Origin of the sequence: Borborobacter arsenicus, assembly GCF_003934165.1 — a bacterium.
In the GTDB taxonomy this organism is placed as follows: domain Bacteria; phylum Pseudomonadota; class Alphaproteobacteria; order Rhizobiales; family Rhizobiaceae; genus Pseudaminobacter; species Pseudaminobacter arsenicus.
The window spans coordinates 140,040-162,472 of record NZ_ML133508.1 but is presented as its reverse complement, the minus strand read 5'-3'; the positions used below and the strand labels follow the sequence as shown (position 1 = coordinate 162,472).

At 60.8% G+C, this 22,433-nt stretch carries 26 protein-coding genes; 15 read left to right on the top strand and 11 right to left on the bottom strand.

Features of this window, described 5'->3' with window-relative positions:
- Positions 1-77: 77 nt before the first annotated feature.
- Entirely contained in the window at positions 78-485 is a 408-nt protein-coding gene (locus EET67_RS00810; protein WP_245450648.1) for a MerR family transcriptional regulator, read from the bottom strand.
- 92 nt (positions 486-577) lie between these two features.
- On the opposite strand from EET67_RS00810, the gene EET67_RS00805 reads away from it, so the two are divergent.
- The 4 genes from EET67_RS00805 to merA are packed head-to-tail and all read left to right on the top strand — an operon-like array spanning position 578 to position 2,968.
- Positions 578-982: a mercuric transporter MerT family protein gene (locus EET67_RS00805; protein WP_128624297.1), complete on the top strand. Its 405-nt coding sequence runs from the start codon at positions 578-580 to the stop codon at positions 980-982.
- A gap of 22 nt (positions 983-1,004) precedes the next feature.
- Positions 1,005-1,301, top strand: coding sequence for a heavy-metal-associated domain-containing protein (locus EET67_RS00800; RefSeq protein ID WP_128624296.1), 297 nt, complete (start codon positions 1,005-1,007; stop codon positions 1,299-1,301).
- Positions 1,298-1,537, top strand: coding sequence for a mercury resistance system transport protein MerF (gene merF, locus EET67_RS00795; RefSeq protein WP_128624295.1), 240 nt, complete (start codon positions 1,298-1,300; stop codon positions 1,535-1,537). The genes EET67_RS00800 and merF overlap by 4 nt, the downstream gene beginning before the upstream one ends.
- 9 nt (positions 1,538-1,546) lie before the next feature.
- Positions 1,547-2,968 (top strand): mercury(II) reductase, encoded by a 1,422-nt coding sequence (merA, locus tag EET67_RS00790; RefSeq protein WP_128624294.1) that lies wholly within the window; start codon positions 1,547-1,549, stop codon positions 2,966-2,968.
- 191 nt (positions 2,969-3,159) lie between these two features.
- Here the strand turns inward: merA and EET67_RS00785 are convergent, their stop codons facing one another.
- The 3 genes from EET67_RS00785 to EET67_RS00775 form a co-directional block, all read right to left on the bottom strand.
- A complete protein-coding gene (locus EET67_RS00785; RefSeq protein WP_128624293.1) occupies positions 3,160-4,119 on the bottom strand; it encodes an arsenic resistance protein in 960 nt (319 codons plus the stop codon).
- Positions 4,119-4,484 carry an ArsR/SmtB family transcription factor gene (locus tag EET67_RS00780; RefSeq protein ID WP_128624292.1) on the bottom strand — a complete coding sequence of 122 codons (366 nt, stop codon included), beginning with the start codon at positions 4,482-4,484 and terminating at the stop codon, positions 4,119-4,121. The genes EET67_RS00785 and EET67_RS00780 overlap by 1 nt, the downstream gene beginning before the upstream one ends.
- Before the next feature lie 285 nt (positions 4,485-4,769).
- Positions 4,770-5,615, bottom strand: a complete 846-nt coding sequence (locus tag EET67_RS00775) for an EamA family transporter (RefSeq protein WP_128624291.1) — start codon at positions 5,613-5,615, stop codon at positions 4,770-4,772.
- Between the two features lie 246 nt (positions 5,616-5,861).
- Here EET67_RS00775 and EET67_RS00770 point away from each other — a divergent pair, with 246 nt between their 5' ends.
- Positions 5,862-6,749 (top strand): LysR substrate-binding domain-containing protein, encoded by an 888-nt coding sequence (locus EET67_RS00770; RefSeq protein WP_128624290.1) that lies wholly within the window; start codon positions 5,862-5,864, stop codon positions 6,747-6,749.
- On the opposite strand, the gene EET67_RS00765 is transcribed toward EET67_RS00770, so the two are convergent.
- Positions 6,746-7,480 carry a GntR family transcriptional regulator gene (locus EET67_RS00765; RefSeq protein ID WP_128624289.1) on the bottom strand — a complete coding sequence of 245 codons (735 nt, stop codon included), beginning with the start codon at positions 7,478-7,480 and terminating at the stop codon, positions 6,746-6,748. The two genes, EET67_RS00770 and EET67_RS00765, sit on opposite strands and share 4 nt — an antisense overlap.
- A 170-nt stretch (positions 7,481-7,650) precedes the next feature.
- Here EET67_RS00765 and EET67_RS00760 point away from each other — a divergent pair, with 170 nt between their 5' ends.
- The 4 genes from EET67_RS00760 to kynU all read left to right on the top strand — a co-directional run bounded on the left by EET67_RS00760 (position 7,651) and on the right by kynU (position 11,672).
- Positions 7,651-8,637, top strand: coding sequence for an ABC transporter substrate-binding protein (locus tag EET67_RS00760; RefSeq protein ID WP_128624288.1), 987 nt, complete (start codon positions 7,651-7,653; stop codon positions 8,635-8,637).
- Positions 8,638-8,702: 65 nt separating this feature from the next.
- Positions 8,703-9,482: an ABC transporter ATP-binding protein gene (locus EET67_RS00755; protein ID WP_128624287.1), complete on the top strand. Its 780-nt coding sequence runs from the start codon at positions 8,703-8,705 to the stop codon at positions 9,480-9,482.
- 3 nt (positions 9,483-9,485) lie between these two features.
- Positions 9,486-10,409 (top strand): ABC transporter permease, encoded by a 924-nt coding sequence (locus EET67_RS00750; RefSeq protein ID WP_128624286.1) that lies wholly within the window; start codon positions 9,486-9,488, stop codon positions 10,407-10,409.
- 15 nt (positions 10,410-10,424) lie between these two features.
- Positions 10,425-11,672 (top strand): kynureninase, encoded by a 1,248-nt coding sequence (gene kynU, locus EET67_RS00745; protein ID WP_128624285.1) that lies wholly within the window; start codon positions 10,425-10,427, stop codon positions 11,670-11,672.
- A 17-nt stretch (positions 11,673-11,689) separates the two neighbouring features.
- Here kynU and EET67_RS00740 read toward each other — a convergent pair whose 3' ends face one another.
- Positions 11,690-13,045, bottom strand: coding sequence for a glutamine synthetase family protein (locus EET67_RS00740; RefSeq protein ID WP_128624284.1), 1,356 nt, complete (start codon positions 13,043-13,045; stop codon positions 11,690-11,692).
- 78 nt (positions 13,046-13,123) lie between these two features.
- The gene (locus tag EET67_RS00735; protein ID WP_128624283.1) at positions 13,124-13,360 is read right to left on the bottom strand and encodes a helix-turn-helix domain-containing protein; all 237 of its coding nucleotides are present in this window, start codon (positions 13,358-13,360) and stop codon (positions 13,124-13,126) included.
- A gap of 93 nt (positions 13,361-13,453) precedes the next feature.
- On the opposite strand from EET67_RS00735, the gene EET67_RS00730 reads away from it, so the two are divergent.
- The 6 genes from EET67_RS00730 to mnhG are packed head-to-tail and all read left to right on the top strand — an operon-like array spanning position 13,454 to position 19,481.
- Positions 13,454-16,372, top strand: a complete 2,919-nt coding sequence (locus EET67_RS00730) for a monovalent cation/H+ antiporter subunit A (protein ID WP_128624282.1) — start codon at positions 13,454-13,456, stop codon at positions 16,370-16,372.
- The gene (locus EET67_RS00725; RefSeq protein WP_128624281.1) at positions 16,372-16,713 is read left to right on the top strand and encodes a Na+/H+ antiporter subunit C; all 342 of its coding nucleotides are present in this window, start codon (positions 16,372-16,374) and stop codon (positions 16,711-16,713) included. The genes EET67_RS00730 and EET67_RS00725 overlap by 1 nt, the downstream gene beginning before the upstream one ends.
- Entirely contained in the window at positions 16,713-18,347 is a 1,635-nt protein-coding gene (locus EET67_RS00720; protein ID WP_128624280.1) for a monovalent cation/H+ antiporter subunit D, read from the top strand. The genes EET67_RS00725 and EET67_RS00720 overlap by 1 nt, the downstream gene beginning before the upstream one ends.
- On the top strand, positions 18,344-18,826 hold the full coding sequence (locus EET67_RS00715; protein ID WP_128624279.1) for a Na+/H+ antiporter subunit E: 483 nt from the start codon (positions 18,344-18,346) through the stop codon (positions 18,824-18,826). Before EET67_RS00720 ends, EET67_RS00715 begins: the two co-directional genes overlap by 4 nt.
- A complete protein-coding gene (locus tag EET67_RS00710) occupies positions 18,823-19,104 on the top strand; it encodes a K+/H+ antiporter subunit F (protein WP_128624278.1) in 282 nt (93 codons plus the stop codon). The genes EET67_RS00715 and EET67_RS00710 overlap by 4 nt, the downstream gene beginning before the upstream one ends.
- On the top strand, positions 19,101-19,481 hold the full coding sequence (gene mnhG, locus EET67_RS00705; RefSeq protein WP_128624277.1) for a monovalent cation/H(+) antiporter subunit G: 381 nt from the start codon (positions 19,101-19,103) through the stop codon (positions 19,479-19,481). The genes EET67_RS00710 and mnhG overlap by 4 nt, the downstream gene beginning before the upstream one ends.
- A gap of 17 nt (positions 19,482-19,498) precedes the next feature.
- On the opposite strand, the gene EET67_RS00700 is transcribed toward mnhG, so the two are convergent.
- From EET67_RS00700 to EET67_RS00685, 4 genes are all read right to left on the bottom strand, one after another.
- The gene (locus tag EET67_RS00700; protein WP_128624276.1) at positions 19,499-19,954 is read right to left on the bottom strand and encodes a DoxX family protein; all 456 of its coding nucleotides are present in this window, start codon (positions 19,952-19,954) and stop codon (positions 19,499-19,501) included.
- 96 nt (positions 19,955-20,050) lie between these two features.
- The gene (locus EET67_RS00695; protein ID WP_128624275.1) at positions 20,051-20,839 is read right to left on the bottom strand and encodes an ABC transporter permease; all 789 of its coding nucleotides are present in this window, start codon (positions 20,837-20,839) and stop codon (positions 20,051-20,053) included.
- Entirely contained in the window at positions 20,839-21,552 is a 714-nt protein-coding gene (locus EET67_RS00690; protein WP_425359494.1) for an ABC transporter permease, read from the bottom strand. Before EET67_RS00690 ends, EET67_RS00695 begins: the two co-directional genes overlap by 1 nt.
- Before the next feature lie 76 nt (positions 21,553-21,628).
- A complete protein-coding gene (locus tag EET67_RS00685; RefSeq protein ID WP_245450670.1) occupies positions 21,629-22,393 on the bottom strand; it encodes a transporter substrate-binding domain-containing protein in 765 nt (254 codons plus the stop codon).
- Positions 22,394-22,433 lie beyond the last annotated feature (40 nt).

The following is a 22,433-nucleotide window of genomic DNA, read 5'->3' as shown; positions in this document are numbered from 1 at the left end:
GCTTTTCGTCGGCTATTGATGTATCGGAAGTCAGCGGGGCGAGTTCACGCGAAGACGCACGTCTTTAGGCAAGCAGTTCAACGACCCACAGATAGCGCTTCCAATATTGGGCAGTCAGGAACGGCGTTACCGCTGCACTGGGCGGCGAGCTCCGATAGCACCCGCTCCAGCTTCTTAAGATCCTTCACCTTGCGCCGAATGTCTGCGACGTGGCCGTCGGTCATAGTTTTGACCTCGGCGCAGGTGAGGCCATGGCCCCGCACGAGACCGAGCAACTCGCGGATTTGGTCTAGCGAAAAGCCAAGCTCCCGGCCACGTCGGATGAAGGACAGTCGCTCAAGGTGACCAGCGTCATAGATTCGCTGTCGTCCCTCATTTCGCGGCGGCGATGGCATCAGACCGATCTTCTCGTAGTACCGGATGGTCTCGATTTTGACGCCGGTCGCGGCCGATAGCGCTCCGATAGGGTAATGATCGACTCGCAAGAACTTGATCCTCCGTGATAATTTTTCTCTTGAAGCTGTAGTCACTACAGGTCGCATACTTGGAGAGTAAATACAAGAAGGGACAATCGAACATGGCTCACAGCTCCGAGGCACACGCGACAGAATCCGCGCCTAATCAGGAAGCCAACGAGCAGGCCCGTGCGCGATGGATCGCGGCAGGCGGCATCCTCGGAGCCCTCGCCGCCTCGTCGTGCTGCATCCTGCCCCTAGTGCTTTTCAGCCTCGGCATCTCGGGTGCCTGGATTGCTAACTTCACGGCGCTTGCGCCTTACAAGCCGTACTTCGCGGCCGGCACCATCGCCCTTCTCGGTTACGGCTATTACCTCGTCTATGTGCGGCCAAAGCAGGCCTGCTCCGATGGCTCCTGCGCCCGTCCCCTACCGAACCGCATGGTCAAGTCGAGCCTTTGGATCGCGACGGGGCTGGTGATCATCGCGCTCGGCTTCGACTTCATTGCACCGCTTTTCCTGACCTGACCTTCATACGAAAGGCTCCCCCATGAAACGCATCTTGAGCATTACCGCACTCGTCACCTCGCTGCTGATTGCCGGTCCGGCCATTGCGGCGGAACAGACCGTCAAGCTCGCCGTTGCCAACATGACCTGCGTCTCGTGCGTCCCCATCGTGAGGGGCGCGCTCAGCGCAGTTCCCGGCGTGACCGAGGCGGTCGTCTCGGCTCAGACCGCTTCGGCGACGGTTACCTTCGATGATCAGAAGACCACGGCCGAAGCCCTGATCGCGGCGGTCACCAATGCCGGCTATCCGACCAAGGTCGCTACGACGGCACCGCAATGAACGACGCGACGCTGATCAAGACCGGTGCCATTGGTGCCGTTGTGGCGGCCATCTGCTGCGCCACACCGGTGTTGTTGATTGCACTCGGTGCCGTCGGGCTCTCTGCCCTGACAGGGTATCTCGACTACGTGCTGTTGCCGATCCTTGCTCTGTGCATTGGGGTGCTGAGCTACGGGCTCTACAAACGGGGTCAGAATGCGGCAGCGTGCTGCGAGCCACATTCGAAATCCAAATAAGGATATGAAATGAGCGACTGCTGCGCCGGCAACGGCAAGGGCTATGATCTGGCCGTCATCGGGGCCGGCTCGGCGGGCTTTTCCGCCGCCATCACCGCTGCCGAGCAGGGCGCGAGTGTCGCGCTCATCGGTCATGGCACGATCGGCGGCACGTGCGTCAATGTCGGCTGCGTTCCGTCAAAGGCTTTGATCCGCGCCATGGAGAGCGTGCATCAAGCTGGCTCGTCGGCGCGCTTCGATGGCATCCGCGCCAATGGCTGCGTAACGGACTGGGCAGCGCTCGTCTCCCAAAAGGACGAGCTGGTGTCAGAACTCCGTCAGGCGAAGTACGCGGACCTGCTGCCAGCCTACAACAACATCGCTTATATCGAAGGTGTGGCGCGCATTGCGGAAGGTGGTGTGGCGGTGAACGGATCGTTCGTCCGCGCGCCGAAGGTTATCATCGCCACGGGAACTCGCCCCGGCGTGCCGGCGATCCGCGGCATCGAGACGATCGATTATCTGACCAGCACCACGGCGCTCGATCTCAAGGACCTGCCCAAGAGTTTGATAGTGGTCGGCGGCGGGTTCGTGGGAGTGGAGTTGGCCCAGGTCTTCACCCGTGCCGGCGTGAAGGTGACAATCGTATGCCGAAGCCACCTGCTGCCTGCGGCAGAGCCCGAAATCAGAGAGGCACTAGCCGCCTACTTCGAGCAGGAGGGGATCACGATTCTTGGTGGGGTCGCCTACGAGCGTTGCCTGAAGAGAGATGAAGGCGTCGAGTTGTCCTTCCGAATGGGAGATCGGCTTGATACACTTCTGGCCGAGAAGATGCTCATTGCGACGGGCCGCAGCCCCAACGTCGAGCAACTCGGGCTTGTCGAGGCGGGCATCCAACAAACCTTGAGCGGCACAGTCGTTGTCGATGACTACATGCGTACATCGCGCGAGGGCACCTATGCGGCAGGCGACGTGACCGGTCGAGACCAGTTCGTCTACATGGCCGCTTACGGAGCCAAGCTTGCAGCCATGAACGCGCTCAACAGCGACAGCCTCGTCTACGACAACAGCACCATGCCCGAAGTGGTATTCACCGATCCGCAGGTGGCCAGCGTCGGGCTGACAGAAGCAGCCGCCAAAGCGGCTGGCTACGCAGTAGCGACTTCCGTGCTCTCACTCGATAATGTGCCGCGTGCGTTGGCGGCGCGTGATACACGCGGGCTCATCAAGCTCGTCGCCGACGACAAGAGCCGGAAGATTCTGGGTGCCCACATCCTCGCACCTGAGGGAGCCGACAGCATCCAGACGGCGGTAATGGCGATTAAGTTCGGCATGACCGTGGAGCAGCTTGGCGAGACCATCTTCCCCTATCTGACAACGGTCGAGGGTTTGAAGCTCGCTGCCCAGACGTTCAACAAGGACGTCAAGATGCTGTCCTGCTGCGCTGGATAAGATCGGTGGGATGCAACGAGCTGCGGTCGTTAGTGTTATTCCCCTATGGATCAACAACCGATCAATGCGGACCTTGGTCGGCCAGTTTTCAACCTAACCGGTGCCGGTTTCTGCGCCATGATCTGAGACAACATTTTTCACGTGCATTAGAACTGAACTGGGCACCAAACATCCGCGATGACACAACCCCGTCACGCTAATGCCGTTTTGCCGCCGAGCTTGGGAATGAGCTTGATGTAAACAAGTTGTGCAACTAGCTCGACCATTGTCTGTGTCACGATGACCGCCGGCAGCAGCGGCACAGCGCCGGGCACGGCGAAGGCCAACGGCAGCACGACAAGGGAATTCCTGGTGCCGGTGCTGAATGCGACCGCGCGACCAGCCGGCGCGTCGAGGCCGCCCCACTTGGCGATGCCCCATCCGACAAGCGGCGCGATCACACCGAAGGCTACATAGACCGGTGTCACCACGAGCGCGCCCTTCAGCGCCAGCCCGAGTTGCGGCACCACGGTTGCCACTACGATGAACAGGACCAGCGCGGTCGCGGGCACAGGCAACAAACCGAGGATGTCTGCAATACGCCGGAAGAAAGCGGACCGCGCAGAGATGAATCCAACGATGGTTGCGAGCACTAGGGGGACGGCTATCAGCCAGAGAAAAGCATGTAAGAAAGGTTCTATATGGATCAGACCATTAGCAGCATCGCCCAGAAATAATCCAAGATAAATGGGCAGCAGCGCCATCTGCGCTATCAGCAAAGCCGGCGTCGACGCCAGCAACAATTTTCCATCGCCCCGACCCAAGTGCGAAAACGTGACTACGTAATCGATGCAGGGCGTTAGCAATACCATAAGTACCCCGAGCCTTACCAATGGATCGGGCGGCAGAAATTGAATCAGGCCGAACACGAGAAGAGGTATTGCGAGAAAGTTTGCTGCAAGCAGCGTGGCTAGGAAGCGCACGCAGAGCAGCGCACGGCCCAGCTCAGCCAGCGGCACCTGCAGGAAAGTGACGAATAGCATCAACGCGAGCGACGGAGTTATGCCCGCCTCCATCGCGGTAGTTCCCGGCACCGCGACTCCGACTGCGACCGCTAGAGCAATGGCACTGAAGTAAATCCAGACTTGATATCTTTCGAGGACGTCTCTCATCAATACGCCCCCGCTTCGCCGGTAGGCCGGCCAGTGCATTTGGCAAAGAGGGCAATCGCTTGGTCGCAATACTTGCAATGCCCTCCGCAGCAATCGTGCATGAGGAAAGCTACGAGATCGGAGAGCGCCGGAAAATTGGCGCTGTAGATAATGGACTTGCCCTCGCGGCGGCTCTGCACCAATCCCGCATTTTCTAGTTCCTTCAGATGGAACGATGTGCGTTGCGGTGACGAGCTGCCGAGAGCCTCTGCGATGGCCCCCGAGCGCAGCCCGTCGGCACCGGCTGTTACCAAGATGCGGACGATCCTCAGGCGGGTCTCTTGTGATATGGCCCCAAATCCTTTGAGGACTTCGGCTTCGTTCATTACAACGCTCCTTTGATCGTAGTAATGAACGGCTTCGGCATGGTTTGCAACGCGTCTAATAGCGAGCAGTCAGACTTTCGGATGCGCAACAATGCCGCGCTAGGGGGGGGCACCCTCGCGTGGCAAAGCATCCGCCAGCGCGTCCAGGGAAAAATTACAAAGCACCGACAATGACATAGCGGTGCCCAGTTTCATCTTGTCCGGTGCGCCATTTCCACAAACTGAATACGCATGCAGACTTAACTCCTGCGCTCGATACAAGACGCTCCAGAACCGTCTGCCGCGTCAGCTCATTCTTGTCGCGAGGATGCCGGTGACGATGACCAGCGCTGACAGCAGCCGCCATCTGGTCAGAGGCTCGCGCAGGATCAGGACCGAGATCGCGGCCGCGAATAGGACACTGGATTCGCGCAGGGCCGAAACAAGCGCGATCGGCGCAAGGGTAGCCGCCCAGATTACGATCCAATAAGCGCCAAGCGACATCGTGCCGCCAGCCAGGCCGCTGCGCCAATAAGGCTGCAGTGCAGCCAATCCGCGCCAGCCCCGCAGGGCCAGCATTATGCCCAGCATCGTCAGGCCGTCGAGCACGAAGAGCCAGACAGCATAGCCATGCGCATCGCCGTTGAGCCGCGCGCCGAGACCGTCTGTCACGGTGTAGCCGGCGATGAAGACGGAGGTGATCAGGGCGAAGCTTATGGCCTTTTTTTCCAGCCTGGCTCGATCGCGCCCACCGCGGAGCGACATCAAGCAGACGCCGGTGACCAGCATGGCGATGCCGACCATTGCGGCTGGGGTCAACATCTCGCCGAAGAAAAACGACATGACGAAGGAGACGATCAGCGGCGCGGCCCCACGAGCGATCGGGTAGACCTGACCAAGATCGCCAGCCCGATAGGCCTGGATGAGGAACAACTTGTAGCCGGTATGCAGGCCGATCGAGACAAGCAGCCAGGGCCAGGTGGCGGCATGCGGGATAGCTACGAAGGGCAGCATCGGAGCGGCAATGATACAGGCCGAAACCGAGATCAGTGTTACCGATAAAAAGCGGTCGAGATCGATCTTGACGATGGCGTTCCAACCGGCGTGAAATGCGGCCGCCAGCAACACTGCTATGAAAACGATGGGTTCCATTTTTTTCCTGCGTCTGCCAGGAGTGCTCGTTGGTGGAACACGGCTAGGCAGCGACTTCATCGGAGAATTTCGTTCGCCGCATATCGCTACGCGGCCTTGCCGCACCGCATGTCGACATGGCTGGAAGCGGGACGCAAACTACCGATGTTCGATTTCCGCCCCCTCCTTGATATGGCTGGCTTATAACGCCGTGCAGATCAAAGGGAAAAGCGATATGTTCGAACAGGCTTTGTTCGGAAATCTCACATGGCACGCCACCTGCCCTCACTGAATGCCCTTCGCGCCTTCGAGGCCGCGGGGCGACATGGGCGTATGATTCAGGCTGCCGCCGAATTGAATGTCACACATAGCGCCATCAGCCGGCAGATAAGACATCTGGAGGAAGTGCTGGGCGTGACCCTGTTCGAGGGGCCGAAAAATAGGCTGGAATTGACCGAGGCCGGGCATGCGCTCCTGCCGGGCCTGGTTTCGGGATTCGATCAAATCGACAAGGCCGTCCGGCTCGTCGCGGATACAGAGGACGGCCCCATTGACGTGTCGTGCCTCGGCACATTCACCATGCGCTGGCTCATTCCAAGGCTATATGGCTTCCAGGCGGCGCATGCGGGCATTTCGGTCCGGCTGACCTCATCAGATGGCCCGATCGACCTCGCGCGCGAGGGATTCGACGTGGCCATTCGGGTCGGTACGGGGCCTTGGCCGCCGGATGCACAAATCACCACGCTCTTTGGGGAGCAGGTCGGCCCGGTCCTGGCGCCGCAGCTCGCGCGAAGGTATGCGCCGAATCTTACCGGCCTCCCCTTGCTCCATACGCAAACCCGGCCCGAGGCATGGGCCGACTGGCTTGCCCGGTCTGGCATCGGCGTGAAAGATGAGCCGGGTATCGGATACGAGCATTTCTACTTCATGCTGGAAGCGGCAATGGCGGGCCTTGGGGTCTGTATCGCGCCATGGCCATTGGTGGCCGACGACATTCATGCCGGTCGGCTGGTGGCACCCTATGGATTCATCGAAAGCGGAATGGACTATGTTGCGATACGCCGTACACGTCCGCACCGCAAATCCGCCCTGTTTTGCGAATGGCTGAAAGAAGAGGCGAGGCAATTCAAGCCATGGCGCAAAACCGCCGGCTAATATGCCTCCGTGTCTTTCGCCGAGCGCGCATAGACGTGAAGCGTGTAGCCGATATGCTCGATCATCAACGCCTTCGCCCGCTCGATGTCCCGGTCAAGAGCGGCCTCCATGAGTTTTGTGTGATTCTCGATTGCCATTGCCTCGCGCAAGGCGGCGACAGCTTCCTCGTAACCCGCTTTCAGCCCCGCTGCGGCACGCAATGTCGGCGCAAGTCCGAGAAAACGGTGATGCCGTCGCAATTGGTCGGTGATGTTGGCGTGGAACCGCAGGAGCCAGCGTGAATTGGCTGCACTGAGCAAGGCTGAATGGAAGGCGACATGCTTTTCATCCCACTCATTGACCGCCGCTTCAGACGAATCGTCCACCGCCAGCTTGCAGCGCGACAGGCGGTAATGCGCGGTAACGACTTCCGCCTCCCAATCACTGTCGCCGTGCTTGATCGATTCCAGGAACAGCGGCAGTTCGACCACCAGCCGCGCATGGGTGAGATCTTCCAGTTCCTCTCGCGACACAGATGCGACGGCAAATCCCCGGTTGCTGATCGCAGTGACCAATCGCTCGGCCTCCAGGCGCGACAGGGCTTCGCGCAAGGGTGTCCAGCCGATACCGTAGGCGTTGCGCAGGGCGCTGAGCTTCAGCGGCGCGCCGGGCTGGAGACGGGTCTCCAATATGTCGCGTCGCAGCGTCTGGTAGGCGCTCTCGGTCTTGCTGCTATGCTCGCCATTCTGCATCGTTTCGACTCATCCAGCCTCTCAAAAATTATATATCATGCGATAAATCTGCAACGATTATATATAATATTGACCAATGCAACGGCTTCGCTATGCTCCAGGCTAGCAGCAAGGCACTGCATGGCCGCCGCTACCGGTGGCAGCTGGTTGGATCAATTCGGAGGAATAGCATGAACAAGGCAAAGAGGGGCTGGCTGCGCGGTATCGTTGCAGCCAGTGTCGTTGTTGCAGCCATCGGCGCTGCTTCGGCCGACCCAATTCGCATCGGCATCGCCAATTTCGGCGAACACCCCCAGCTCAACGCCTCGATCGAAGGCTTTAAGAAGGCGCTGGCGGAAGGCGGCTATGTCGAAGGCAAGGACGTCGTCTATTCGACCAGCCACACCAATTTCGATGCCTCGCTGGTTCCGCAGATGATCGCCAAGCTGCAGGCCGAACAGCCGCAGATGATCTATACCGTGACCACGCCGGTTTCGCAGATCGCCAAGAAGGCGCTGGCGGGGTCGGGCATCCCGGTCGTCTTCACCGCCGTCACCGACCCGGTGGCGGCCAAGCTGGTTCCCTCGTGGGATGCCGGCGATGAGGGAATGACCGGCGCTACCGATCTGCAGGACGTGGCAGCCGTCATGGAATTCGCCCACAAGCTGCTGCCCGAGGCCAAGCGCTTCGGTCAGCCTTACAATCCGGGCGAGGCCAATGACGTGGCATTGCTGGACAAGGTCAAGGAAGCGGCACATGCGGCTGGCTTCGAGGTGGTCGCGGTGGGCGTAGACAATGTCAATGACATCCAGCAGCGCGTCGCTTCCTTCGCCGGCAAGGCCGACGTGATCTACACGCCTGCTTCGAACCTGCTGCAGCCGGCGATTGCCGCCGTGGCGGCTGCTGCCCGCCAGGCCGGCATCCCGATCGTCAATTCCGACGACGACGCCGTCCGCAAGGGTGTGGTGCCGGCCAGCTTTGCGGTCAATTACGAGCAGGTCGGCATCAATGCCGGCAAGATTGCACTGCAGATCCTCAAGGGTGCCGACCCGAAGACCATCGCGCCGGTGAACCCTGCCTATGAAGATCATGCGCCGCTGATCAACAAGGCCACGCTGAAGGAATTCGGCGCGGAGCTGCCAGCGGAGCTGGAAGGCTGCAACTGCTTCGTCGAGTGATCGGCCACAAGTGATCGATGCGGTGGCGCGATTCTCGTGCTGCCGCATTCCAAAGGGAGGTGCCCGTGCTGGAAATCCGGTCGGCGCAAAAAACATTCTACCGCGGCCAGGCAGATGAGAAGGTTGCCCTTGACGGGCTCAACCTCAAGCTTGGCACAGGCGAGTTCGGTGTGGTCATCGGCTCCAACGGCGCGGGCAAGAGCAGCATGCTCAATGCCGTATCAGGATCGCTCAGCCTCGATTCGGGCCAGATACTGGTCAATGGCGACGATGTGTCAGGCTTGCCGGTGCACAAGCGGGCCATGCGGCTGGCACGTGTGTTCCAGGACCCGATGAAGGGCACGGCGGCCAGCATGACGGTGGCGGAGAACATGCTTTTGGCCGATCTGCGCAGCAAGAAGCGCAGCCTGCGCCCCGGTCTCACCAACACTCGCATTGCAACCTATCGCGAGAGGCTGTCCCTTCTTGGCCTTGGCCTCGAAAACCGGCTCGATACGCGAGTTGAGCTGCTTTCGGGCGGTCAACGGCAGTCGCTGTCACTGATCATGGCAGTGGGCGGGTCTCCCGATCTCTTGCTTCTGGACGAGCACACGGCCGCCCTTGATCCACGCACTGCCGACATCGTCATGGCAGCGACCGTTCGCGCGGTCGAGCAATTGAAGCTCACCACCCTGATGGTGACTCACAACATGCAGCATGCCGTTGATTTCGGTCACCGCGTGATCATGCTGGATGCGGGCCGCGTGCGCCTGGAAATTGCCGGTGACGAGAAGGCCAATATCACCGTGCCCGACCTGATCGGCCATTTCGCGGTCAAGACCGACCGCATGCTGCTTGCGAGTTGACCGATGGATTTCGTTCAAACCACTTTCGCGAGCTTCATCTCGCTCATCCCCGTCACGCTCGCCCAGAGCCTCATTCTCGGCTTCGTCGTCCTTGGGATCATGATCCCGTTCCGGATGCTGAGCTTCCCCGACCTCACCAGCGAAGGCGCCTTTCCGCTCGGTGGTTGCGTGTGTGGCGTGCTACTGGCGGCAGGCGCGTCGCCGCTGACGGCGATCGCCGTGGCGCTGATCGCAGGCTTTGCGGCCGGCTGCTGCACCGCCTTCATCCATCTGCGCTTCCGCATCCATACGCTGCTGGCCGGCATATTGATGATGACGATGCTCTACAGCGTCAATCTGCGCATCATGGGCAAATCCAACCTGTCGGTGTTCGGTGCGCCGACAGTGTTCGACTGGGTGCCCTTCACCCAGCCGGGTTTCCCGGCAAGCAAGATCGTGGCTGTTGGCCTGCTTTCGCTGGCGGTCTTCGTCCTGCTTAACATCTACTTCAAGACCGAGAGGGGGACCGCGGTTCGTGCTGTCGGCGCCAATCCCGATATGGCCGAGGCGCAGGGCATCAATGTCTGGGCCGCAACCATCGGCGGTGTTGGGCTCGCCGGCGCTTTTTCGGCGCTCAGCGGTGCGGTCATGGTCCAGTCGCAGGGCTTCGCCGACGTCAATATGGGTCTCGGCATCCTGATCAACGGCCTGGCCGCGCTGATGATCGGCGAGGCGATAGTAGGCAAGCAAAGCGTTCTGCGTCAGATAGCGGCGCCCTTCGTCGGCGCCATCGTCTATTACCAACTCGTGTCCCTGTGCCTTGCCGCGGGAATGCCGCCGCCCGACCTCAAGCTTGCCACGGGCCTTTTCGTGCTCGCCATGCTGGCGCTGCCAAGCCTGCGCCGCAGCCGCGGGCCGGCGCCCGCTCGCGAAGCCTTCCGCGAATAGATTTGGGGGATTTCCATGTCTTCAGTTCCTGGTGTCTCGGAGGTTGGCGCGCTTGATGCAAGCGACCCGCTTCGCCATATGCGCGAGCGGTTCATCCTGCCGGAGGGCGTGATCTATCTCGACGGCAATTCACTTGGGGCCGCCTCCAAGGCGGCATTCATCGAACTGGAGACAGCCGCGAAAGAGGAATGGGCACAGGGCCTCATCCGCAGTTGGAACAAGGCCCATTGGTTTGAGCTTACGCAGCAGCTTGGCGACCGGATCGGGCGGTTGATCGGCGCGGCTCCCGGCGAGACAGTCGTCACCGACACGACCTCGACGAATATCTACAAGGCCCTGCATGCAGCACTTTCCCTGCGTCCGGACCGTTCGGTGATCGTGGCGGAGGGCAGCAGTTTCCCGACTGATCTCTATATGGCGGAAGGGGTCGCTGCCACGCGCCCCGGCACCCAAATCCGGCTGGAAGGGGTAAACGCCCCCACGATCGAGGAACTGATCGACGACAAGGTTGCCGTGGTGCTGGTCAACCATGTCAATTACCGCTCCGGCGAGCTGCGCGATATGGCTGCCCTGACCCGCAAGGCGCATGATGCTGGTGCGATCATCGTCTGGGACCTGTGCCACAGTGCCGGCGCCATGCCGGTCGATCTGAATGGCGCGGATGCCGATCTGGCCGTCGGCTGCACCTATAAATATCTCAATGGGGGCCCTGGTGCGCCGGCTTTCCTATTCGCGGCCAAGCGCCACCATCAGGACCTGCGCCAGCCGCTGTCGGGCTGGTGGGGCCATGCCAAGCCCTTCGCCTTCGAACAGGGCTATGAGGCCGATGCCGGCATCCGCCGCTTTCTTTGCGGTACGCAGCCGATCCTGTCTTTGCGCGCATTGAAGGGTGCGCTCGACATTTGGGACGATGTCGACATGGCGCTGCTGCGCCAGAAGAGCGTCGAGCTTGGAAATCTGTTCATCGAACTGGTCGAGGCCCATTGCGGCCGATTTGGCGTGAAGCTTGCCAGTCCGCGCGACGGCACCTCGCGCGGCAGTCAGGTGTCGTTCTCACATGAGAACAGCTACGCTATCATGCAGGCGCTGATCGAACGCGGCGTGATTGGTGATTTTCGTGCGCCAGACGTGATGCGCTTCGGCTTCGCGCCGCTCTATATAGGCTATCACGACGTCTGGAACGCAGTGGATGCGTTGCGCGACATTCTAGAGACTGAGGCGTGGCGCGAGCCGCGTTTTGCGGTACGCGCTGCTGTCACCTGACAGCCCGTTCCGAGCCTTCACGCAAGTTCGAAGAAGCGCGCCAGTTCCACATCTGGCACCTTGACGGCGAATTCGTTCATCTGCGCCTCGCGCGTGGCGGCGAACGCCTCGACGAAACGCTCGCCCAGCCATTCGCGCGCAAATTCCGATCGACGAAACCGCTCGATGCTTTCGGCCATAGTGCGGGGAAACAGCAGCGCCGGATCATGCTTGCGTCTCCCCAGGCCGTTGCCGATCAACTCGGCATGCGGCTCGATGCGGCGACGTATGCCTGCCAGGCCGGCAGCGAGCATGGCTGCGGTGGTCAGATATGGATTGCTGTCCGCCCCGGGCAGCCGGTTTTCCAGCCGCATTGCTCCCGGTTCGTCGCCGACGACGCGAAGACCCGTGGTGCGGTTTTCGAAGCCCCAACCAAGCGATGACGGGGCGAAGGTACCCGGCGCAAAGCGACGGTAAGAGTTCACCGTCGGCGCGAAGATCAGGATCAGCTCAGCCAGATGCGCCTGCATGCCGCCGATGAAATGGCGGAGCGTATCCGACATATTGTGCGGCGCGCCTTCCCTCCAGAAAAGCGGCGCGCCGTTTTTCTCATCAACCAGCGATATATGGATATGGGTCGATTGGCTGTCGGCCTGCTCGCTCCAGCGTGACATGAAGGTGACCATCTGGCCGTTGCGTAGCGCCAAGGCTTTCAGGAAAGTGCGCAGGACTACCGCCTGATCGGCAGGGCCAAGGTCGCGGCCCGCATCGACGCACACTTCCATGAAGCCGGGGCCGATTTCCTCGTGGGCCTTGTAGAGGTCGATCCTGAGGCTGGCGCACATATCGACCAGGTCGTCGTACCATTTGCTCTGCGCGGCCTGATAAAGCAGCAGATCGTGGCTGGGATAGGTGGTAGCGGGGACTAGGTTGCGATAGCCCTTGTCGCGCGCCGACTGCGGCGTCTCGTTGAATAGCGTATATTCCAGCTCAAGCCCGTATTTTGGCGAAAGCCCGTCGGCATGAGCCTGCGCCACCACCCTCTTCAGCAGTGAACGGGGGCAGAGCGCCGCTTCCTCGCCCTGATGGTCGCCCAGAAAAAGCAGCCGCTTGCCCTCGCCATGCCAGGGGATTTCGCGCCATGTTTCCAGGTCGAGACGCATCTTGCCGTCGTGGAAGTCGGCGTCCTCGTCGCCGACCCCGGGGATCGGCAGCACGACATCCGTCGGATCGAAAGCAAGGGTTACCGGCGCCATGCCCACACCATTGCGCGCAATCGACAAAAGGGTCTTGCGCGAAACGAACTGGCCGCGCAGGAAGCCATTGGTGTCGCAGGATGCGATTGTCGCGAACTGGCATCCCTTGTCCGCCAGCAGGCTTTCCAGCTCGCGCATTTTTCCTCCGCAGGACTGATTTTAGTGCCCGGCCTTCAGGGTGGGCACGAGCCCTATAACAGCCTGTACCGCGATCGCCTATATCTGGCTTTTCAGGCGCACCCCTGGTCCTTCGTCGTCGGCCGAAAGCAAGCGCACACCGCCTTTCTCGAGCGCCTTGACCAACAAGTCCTCGGTGGCACGATGCAGGCAATGCCTGTGACACTCAAAATCCTTGATCGTGGTGCGTGACACTCCGGCAAGCGCTGCAAGCTGTGCCTGTGTCCAATTGAGCAGCCCTCTTGCCGCGCGGCATTGTTGAGGAAGGAGATTCATTCAATCAAAGCCTTGCCGAATCTTGTTCGAGTCAACCATAATGGGCGAAGTCAGGCAATGGTTGCCTGATTTTTCCGGAGAGCTCCAACGCAGATGGCAGACGATACATCGCTGATCTTGATGCTCGTCATGCCTTTTGTCGGCAGCCTCATAGCCGCTTTCCTTCCTTCAAACGCCCGCAACGCCGAAGCATGGCTGGCTGGCTGTATTTCCCTGGCCGGGCTGGCGCTTGCCATCTCATGCTATCCACATGTGGCCGCTGGCGGCGCCATACACAGCGAAATCCAATGGCTGCCTTCCCTGGGCCTGAATATTTCGTTGCGGATGGACGGTTTTGCCTGGCTGTTCGCCATGCTGATCAGCGGCATCGGTTTCCTGGTGGTTCTCTACGCACGCTACTACATGTCGCCCGAGGACCCGGTCCCGCGCTTCTTTTCCTTCTTCCTCGCCTTCATGGGTGCGATGCTCGGCGTGGTGATCTCCGGAAACCTTATCCTGCTGGTGGTTTTCTGGGAACTGACCAGTATCTTTTCCTTCCTGCTGATCGGCTATTGGCACCACAATGCCAGCGCTCGCGACGGTGCGCGCATGGCCCTGACCGTCACCGTCTCGGGCGGACTTGGCCTGCTTGCGGGTGTGCTCATCCTCGGGCATATCGTCGGCAGCTATGATCTCGATCGCGTTCTGGCGTCGGGAGATGCGATCCGGTCGCACGAACTCTATTTGCCTGCGCTTGTGCTCATTCTGTTCGGGGCCTTGACCAAGAGCGCCCAGTTTCCATTCCATTTCTGGCTGCCCAATGCGATGGCGGCACCGACGCCGGTTTCAGCCTATCTGCACTCGGCCACCATGGTGAAAGCCGGCGTGTTCCTGATGGCGCGGTTGTGGCCGGTGCTGGCGGGATCCTATGAATGGTTCTGGATCGTCGGTTTCGCGGGCATGATGTCGCTGCTGCTGGGGGCCTATTTCGCCATTTTCCAGCAGGACATCAAAGGCCTGCTCGCCTATTCGACGATCAGTCATCTCGGATTGATCACGCTGCTTCTCAGCCTCGGAAGCCCGCTCGGTGCGGTTGCCGCGATCTTCCACATGATGAACCATGCCACCTTCAAGGCGTCGCTGTTCATGGCCGCCGGCATCATCGATCATGAAAGCGGGACGCGCGACATCCGTCGTTTGAGCGGGCTTTTCCGCTTCATGCCGATCACCGCCACCCTCGCCATGGTCGCAAGTGCAGCCATGGCCGGCGTGCCGCTTTTGAACGGGTTCCTCTCCAAGGAGATGTTCTTCGCCGAGGCGATCCAGACCCATGAGGTTTCGATCCTCGATACGGCCGCTCCCTATGTCGCCGTGGTCGCCAGCGCATTCGCCGTCACCTATTCGATCCGCTTCATCCATGGCGTCTTCTTCGGACCGGCGCCCACCGATCTGCCGCATGAACCGCATGAACCACCGTTCCTGATGCGGTTTCCGATCCAGTTGCTCGTGCTCGCCTGTCTTATCGTCGGTATCGTGCCTGGGCTGACCATCGGTCCCTTCCTTCATTCCGCGGTGACGTCGGTGCTCGGGCCGCAGACACCCGAATACAGCCTGGCGGTCTGGCACGGCTTCACGGTCCCGATGATCATGAGCGTGATTGCCCTTGCCGGCGGCACACTGCTTTACCTTCTGCTGAAGGATTATCTTGCCCGCTGCGAGGAAGGCCCGCCGATCCTGCGCCGGCTGAAAGGCCAGCGCATTTTCGAGCGCATCATGGTGACGCTGTCCTGGCGCTGGGCACGAACCCTGGAAAGCCGGCTTGGAACCCGCAAGCTGCAACCGCAGCTTCGTCTCCTCGTGGTGATAGCCTTCTGTGCGGCGGCATGGCCACTCTATAGCCAGGGTTTCCACCCGGGCGAACTGGTGTGGAGGGGCATTGACCTGGTCTTTGCCGGCATTTGGCTCATCGGCATACTCTGCGCGATAGGCGCTGCCTATCAGGCGAAATTCCACCGGCTTGCCGCCCTCATCCTTCTGGGAGGAGCCGGGCTCGTCACATGCATGACCTTTGTCTGGCTCTCGGCGCCCGACCTGGCAGTCACCCAATTGCTGGTCGAGATCGTTACCACAGTGCTCATTCTGCTTGGCTTGCGCTGGCTGCCCAAGCGCTTCCATATGGACTTCACAGAGCCAACGACCGTTGGCGCGCGGCTTCGTCGCTTCCGCGACCTTGCCATGGCCATCAGCGCGGGAATGGGCATGACCCTGATCGCCTACGCCGTCATGACCCGCACGCCGCCTGAGACGATCGCCGATTTCTTCCTGGAGCGCTCTTATCTGGAGGGTGGCGGGCGCAACGTTGTCAATGTCATCCTGGTGGATTTCCGGGCCTTCGACACTTTCGGGGAGATCACCGTTCTTGGCATCGTCGCATTGACGGTGTTTGCGCTGCTGCGCCGCTTCCGCCCAGCGCCCGACAGCATCGAACTGCCTGAGCAGCAGCGCATCCAGCGGGCATTCGACGAAGAGCGGCCTGATCGTCAGCATGGCGATACGCTCAACGACTATCTGTTCGTCCCGTCCGTGATCATGCAGTGGCTGTTTCCGGTCATCATCGTGCTGGCGGCTTATCTCTTCATTCGCGGCCACGACCTTCCCGGTGGCGGTTTTGCAGCCGGCGTAGCAATGGCGGCGGCGTTCATCCTGCAATATATGGCCGCCGGAACGACCTGGGTGGAAGACAGGTTACGTGTCCTGCCGGTGAATTGGATCGGCCTCGGCCTGCTGATTGCAGCCTGCGTCGGCGCCGGCGCCTGGATATTCGGATATCCGTTCCTGACCTCCCATTCGCGCTATATCGACATTCCGCTGGTTGGCGAGGTGCCCGCGGCGACAGCGGCGTTGTTCGATCTCGGCGTCTTCTCGCTGGTTGTCGGGGCTACGGTGCTGATGCTGATCGCGCTCGCCCACCAGTCGATCCGCCGCCTTCGCGCCTCCAAGATCGCCGCAGCGGCCGACGAGGAGATCGCCTGATGGAACTGATCCTTGCCATCGGCATCGGGGTGCTGGTCGGTTCAGGCGTCTGGCTGCTGCTGCGGCCTCGCACCTATCAGGTCATCGTCGGCCTTTCCCTCATCTCCTATGGGGTGAACCTGTTCATCTTCAGCATGGGCAGGCTGAGGGTGAACGCATCTCCGGTGCTGCCGTCCGGAGCACCGGTCGATCCGACGCAATATACCGATCCGATCCCGCAAGCATTGGTTCTGACAGCCATCGTCATCGGCTTTGCCACGACAGCGCTGTTTCTCGTGGTGCTTCTCGCCTCCCGCGGCCTTACTGGCAGCGACCATGTCGACGGCAGGGAGCCGAATTGATGCTTCTGTCCGATCATCTCATCATCCTGCCGATATTGCTGCCGCTGGCCACCGGCGCGCTGCTGCTGCTTTTTGATGAGCGCCGCCGTGTTCTCAAGGCGCTGATCAGCGCAGTTTCGGTGCTGATGCTTGCAATTGTCGCGGTCGCGCTTTTGAGGCTGGCAGACGCCGATACGGGCACGCCGACGACAGGGGTTTACCTGCTTGGCAACTGGCCGGCCCCCTTCGGCATCGTCCTGGTACTGGATAGGCTGTCGGCGTTGATGCTGACCTTGACCGCGATGCTCGCCTGCGCGTCGCTGTTCTATTCGCTGGCGCGCTGGCACAAAAGCGGGCCGCATTTCCACACGTTGTTCCAGTTCCTGCTGATGGGGCTGAACGGCGCCTTCCTGACCGGCGACTTGTTCAACCTGTTCGTTTTCTTCGAGGTGCTTCTGGCAGCCTCTTACGGCTTGGTGTTGCATGGCTCAGGAACACTTCGTGTCAGGGCGGGCCTCCACTATATCGTCATCAATCTCGCCGGTGCCTCGCTGTTCCTGATCGGCGTCAGCCTGATCTATGGCGTGACCGGCACCTTGAACATGGCCGATCTGGCCGTGCGCATACCCGCCGTACCGGAAGAAAATCGCATGTTGCTGGAGGCCGGCGGCGCGATCCTCGGCGTTGCATTCCTGGTCAAGGCCGGCATGTGGCCGCTAAGCTTCTGGCTGCCGACAGCCTATATGGCGGCGGCAGCGCCGGTGGCTGCAATCTTTGTCATCCTGAGCAAGGTCGGCGTCTATATCATCCTGCGCCTGTCCCTCCTCTTGTTCGGCGCGGGTGCGGGCGCATCTTCCGGCTTCGGTGAGCAGTGGCTTCTGTTTGGCGGGATGGCGACAATCGCCTTCGGCGCTATCGGCGTACTGGCATCGCAGGCAATGGGAAGGCTTGCCGGCTTCAGCATATTGGTGTCGTCGGGCACCCTTCTGGCGGCGATCGGACTTGCCGAGATCGAGGTAACCTCGGGCGCGTTGTTCTACATGGTGAGTTCGACCCTGACGATCAGCGCCTTCTTCCTGCTGATCGAACTGGTCGAGCGCGCACAGGATCCGGCCGCCGACATCCTTGCCGTTACGCGCGAGGCCTATGGTGACGACCTGGATGACGAGGAGGAGGAAGAGGAAGTCGGTGTCGCCATTCCTGCGACGCTCGCTATTCTGGGAATCTGCTTTGCCGGGTGCGGATTGCTGCTCGCCGGCATGCCGCCGCTCTCCGGCTTCATCGCCAAGTTCGCGCTGCTGACGGCTATGATGAACCCGGAGGGATTTGGCGCCGGCGGCGTTATCCCGGCCATGATATGGGCGCTTGTCGCGCTGCTCATATTGTCCGGCCTGTCGGCCATGATCGCCATGACGCGCGCCGGAATCCGGACGTTCTGGGCGCCAATCGAGGGCACGGTGCCGCGCGTCCTGCTGATCGAAATCGTGCCGGTCGCCTTCCTGCTGCTGTTGTGCCTGGCCATAACGGTACAGGGCGGTCCGGTGATGCGTTACATGGAGGCAACTGCGCGTTCGCTGCACGCTCCGGAGAACTACATTCGAGACGTGCTGAGCGCGCCTCGCATGCCCGCTCCCGCCCGGGAGGCGCATCAATGAGCCGTCTGCTGCCATATCCTTTGCTGACCGTGTCATTGGTGGTCATGTGGCTGCTGCTCAACAGCTTTTCGCTTGGCCATGCGATACTCGGCACGGCCATTGCATTGTTTGCGTCGCGCGCCATGGTGGCACTGCAGCCGTCCAAGCCCAGGCTGCGGCGGTGGGACCTGATCCCTAAGTTGATCTATCTGGTCTTCATCGACATCCTGCGTTCCAATATCGCCGTTACGAGCATCATTCTGAAAGGCGGGCACAAAAGACAGACATCCGGTTTCGTCATGATTCCGCTCGAACTGCGTGACCGCACCGGCCTGGCAATCCTTGCCTGCATCATCACCAGCACGCCGGGCACTGCCTGGGTAGACTACAACGCCGCCAATGGGAGGCTGCTGACCCATGTTCTCGATCTCGTCGATGAGCAGGGATGGATCAACGTCATCAAGCGCTACGAGCACCTGCTGATGGAGATTTTCGAATGAGCGGCATCATCCTCATCCTTGCCATCGCGTTGTCGCAGCTTTTCCTTGTCGCGGCGATGGGCTGCAATCTCTACCGGATGGTCCGCGGCCCGCGCGCGCAGGATCGCGTGCTGGCGTTCGATGCGCTTTATGTCAACGCCATGCTGCTTTTGCTGACATTCGGCATCCGCTCCGGCACGACGCTCTATTTCGAACTCGCCCTGATCATAGCGCTGCTCGGCTTTGTCTCCACCGTGGCGCTGGCCAAGTTCCTGATGCGCGGGGAGGTGATCGAATGACTCATCCTTCCGACCTGCCCGCTTGGGCAGCCTTGCTGGTTGCCTTTTTCCTGGTCGTCGGCTCGGGGCTGACCCTGACTGGAGCGATTGGCCTTTTGCGATTGAAAAGTTTCTATGAACGCATGCATGCACCGACGCTTGGCACGACCTGGGGCGCCGGCAGCATCCTGATCGCCTCGATCACCTGCTTCAGTGTCCTCGGATCACGGCCGGTGCTGCATGAAATCCTGATCACGGTCTTCGTGCTCGTAACCACACCGGTCACGCTCATGCTTCTGGCGCGGGCGGCACTTTACCGCGACCGCGCCGAAACGAATGGCAATGTCCCTGGTTTTGAAACAGTCGACAGTCTGGGGGATGAAGAGGGCCAGCCCTGAGGTGTGCCCCGGATCGGCTAGAATTCCTTGCCGATCTTCGCATCCACCGAATGACGATTGCCGCCGCGAATGGTGAAGAACAGGAAGATCGCCGCCCAGAGAATAGACTTCTCCGCGCCTGAATAGCCCTGTCCCATGGTTATCCAGTGAAACCAGACGGTCACCAGCAGAACGAATGTGGCGGCAAAGGCCGCAGGTCGGGTCAACAAGCCGATCGCAATCAGGAACCCGCCAAAGAATTCGGTGAAGGCCAATAACGGCGACCAGAACACGCCGGGGTAAAAGCCAAGGCCTTCCACCATTTCGGCGGCTCCGAATGGGTTGCCGATCTTCATCGCTCCATGGGTGACGAGCGCGAGGCCGGCTACGACGCGCAGCAGCGTTTCCGCGCCCTCATGCAGACTTTCATACAGGCCGCTCAAGCCGGGAATGATCAGGCGGCTGCGGGTTTTCATCATCGTCGTTTCAGACATGCCATCTCCTTGGTTGCACTGCACAAACGGCAGCCGGGACCCTTCACGGTCAAATCAAGAAAGAGTGAGGCGCCTATTGAGGGAATGGCGCTGCTGTTATCCGAGCCTCGCCGGAATTCGTGCTTCAAGCCGCCGAAAAGCGAATACGATAATGCCGGCGATGCACAGATAGACCAACGCCAACAGCAGCAAGGGCTCATAGATGATGAAAGTGTCCTGCCGCACCCGCCCGGCAACCGCATAGATGTCCACGACTGTGATGGTCGCTACCAATGGCGTTGCTTTCAGTTGCAGTACGGTTTCGCCGGTCAATGTCGGCAGGGCCCGGTGAATGGCCTGCGGCAGCCAGATGCGACGAAGGATGGCACTTCGCCGCATGCCGAAGGCGCGGGCGGCCTCGAGCTGACCGCGCGGCACACCGGCGAAGGCCCCGCGCATCACCTCGCCCTCATAGGCGGCGAAGGACAATGTCAGCGACAGCACCGCATAGGGCCATGCCTGCCGCAGATAGGGCCAGAGCTCGGATTCTCGTATCCACGGATATTGCGGGAACAATGAGCCCAGACCGAAATAGAGCAACCAGAGCTGAAGCAATAGCGGCGTGCCGCGTATCGTCGTGCAGAAGGCGCGGGCGGGCAGCGCCAGCCAAAGCGGCCCGCCTGCTTGGGCAAGGCCGAGCGGGACCGCAATGACGAAGCCAAGCACACAGGTGACGACCAGAATCCAGATCGTCCGCCACAGCCCGGCAAGCGCAAGACCGTAATAGTCGGGCAGCCAGTCCCAGCGCATGAAGAGCGCGGCGAAAATTACCAGAGCCGATGCAGCAACCAGAAGTCCGATCCGGTGCGGTGGAATGCGCAGGGCCCTGCGTGGCAGGTCTTGCATCAATGTCCGCCCGCAACCGAGGGCATGCCACGACGCGACCAGCGCTCGATACGTCCAATAATCACATTGGAAAACAGCGTCAGCAGCAGGTAAAGCACGCCAGCCGCCATGAAGAAGGTGAAATAGGCCTTGGTGCTGCCGGCTGCCTGGCGCGTTTCCAGGGTCAGTTCGTTGAAGCCCACAACGGCTAGAAGCGCGGTATCCTTGGTGGCGATCAGCCACAGATTGGCGAGGCCGGGAATGGCGAAAGGCAGCATGGCCGGCAACGTGATGCGCCGCATCAGCAGGCTAGGCGACATGCCATAGGCGCGCGCTGCTTCGATCTGGCCTTGCGGAATGGCAAGGATGGCGCCGCGCAACACTTCGGTTGCGTAAGCGCCCTGCACGATGCCCAGAACCGCAATGCCGGCAACCAGGCCACTGATGTCAATCGGCGAATAGCCGAAGCCTTGCAGTGCGCGGTTAACCAGATCGGTGCCCGCATAATAGAGCAGCAGGATCATCACCAGTTCCGGTACCGCCCGCATGATCGTGGTGTAGACTTCGAGCAGGTCGCGGATGACTGGTCCGCCATAAAGCTTGCCATAGGCACCGGCTGTGCCAATCGCCAGCCCGAGCCCGAAGGCCCCAAGCGCGATCTGTACCGAATTGAACAGACCGCGCAGGAGGTTGCCGCCCCAGCCGGGCGGGGTCGGCGAGAGCAGTTCAAACAGGCCTGACTGCGACAGTGGGAGAAGGAACGCTTCGATTGCCTTTGCCTCCACCGATCGAGATCAGGTTTGCCGGCGCCTAGTCGCCATAGATGTTGAAATCGAAGTATTTCTTCGAGATTTCGTCATATTTGCCGCTGGCACGAATACCCTTGATGGCGGCATTGATCTTGTCTTTCAGTTCAGTGTCTTCCTTGCGCAGGCCTACGCCGACGCCCGGCCCCAGCACCTCGACGTCCTCGGCGACCGTACCCTTCATGTCGCAGCAGGCCTTGCCTTGCTCGGTTGTCAGGAAATCGTCAAGCGCTATGGAATCTGCCTGCACAGCGTCGATACGCCCGGCGGCGAGATCGGCGTTCGCCTCGTCCTGCGTCTGGTAGATCTTGATTTCGGCTGCGGTGTCGCCGAAGTGCTTCTTGGCGTAGACCTCATGCACGGTCGAAACCTGTACGCCGAGAATCTTGCCCTTCAGCCCTTCCGGGGTGGCCTCGAAGGTCTCGCTCTTGGGGCCGATGATACCGGTCGGCGTGTTGTAGTATTTATCGGAAAAGGCGATCGTCTTTTCGCGCTCGGCGGTGATCGACATCGACGCCGCGATCATGTCGATCTTCTTGGTGGTAAGGGCCGGAATGATGCCGTCCCACGAGATCGGCGTGATCTCGCATTCAAGCTTGGCTTCCTCGCAAAGCGCCTTGGCGATCTGCACCTCCCAGCCGTCCCAATTGCCCGAGGCATCGGGCGCCGCGAAGGGCGGATAGGGTTCGGCTGCGATGCCGACCTTGAGCGCTTGGGCATGTGCCGGCATCACCGACGCCAAGCCCAGTGCAAGTCCCGCCAGCGCCATTTTCAGACCATTCACCATTCTTTCCACTCCCTGTTCCGGT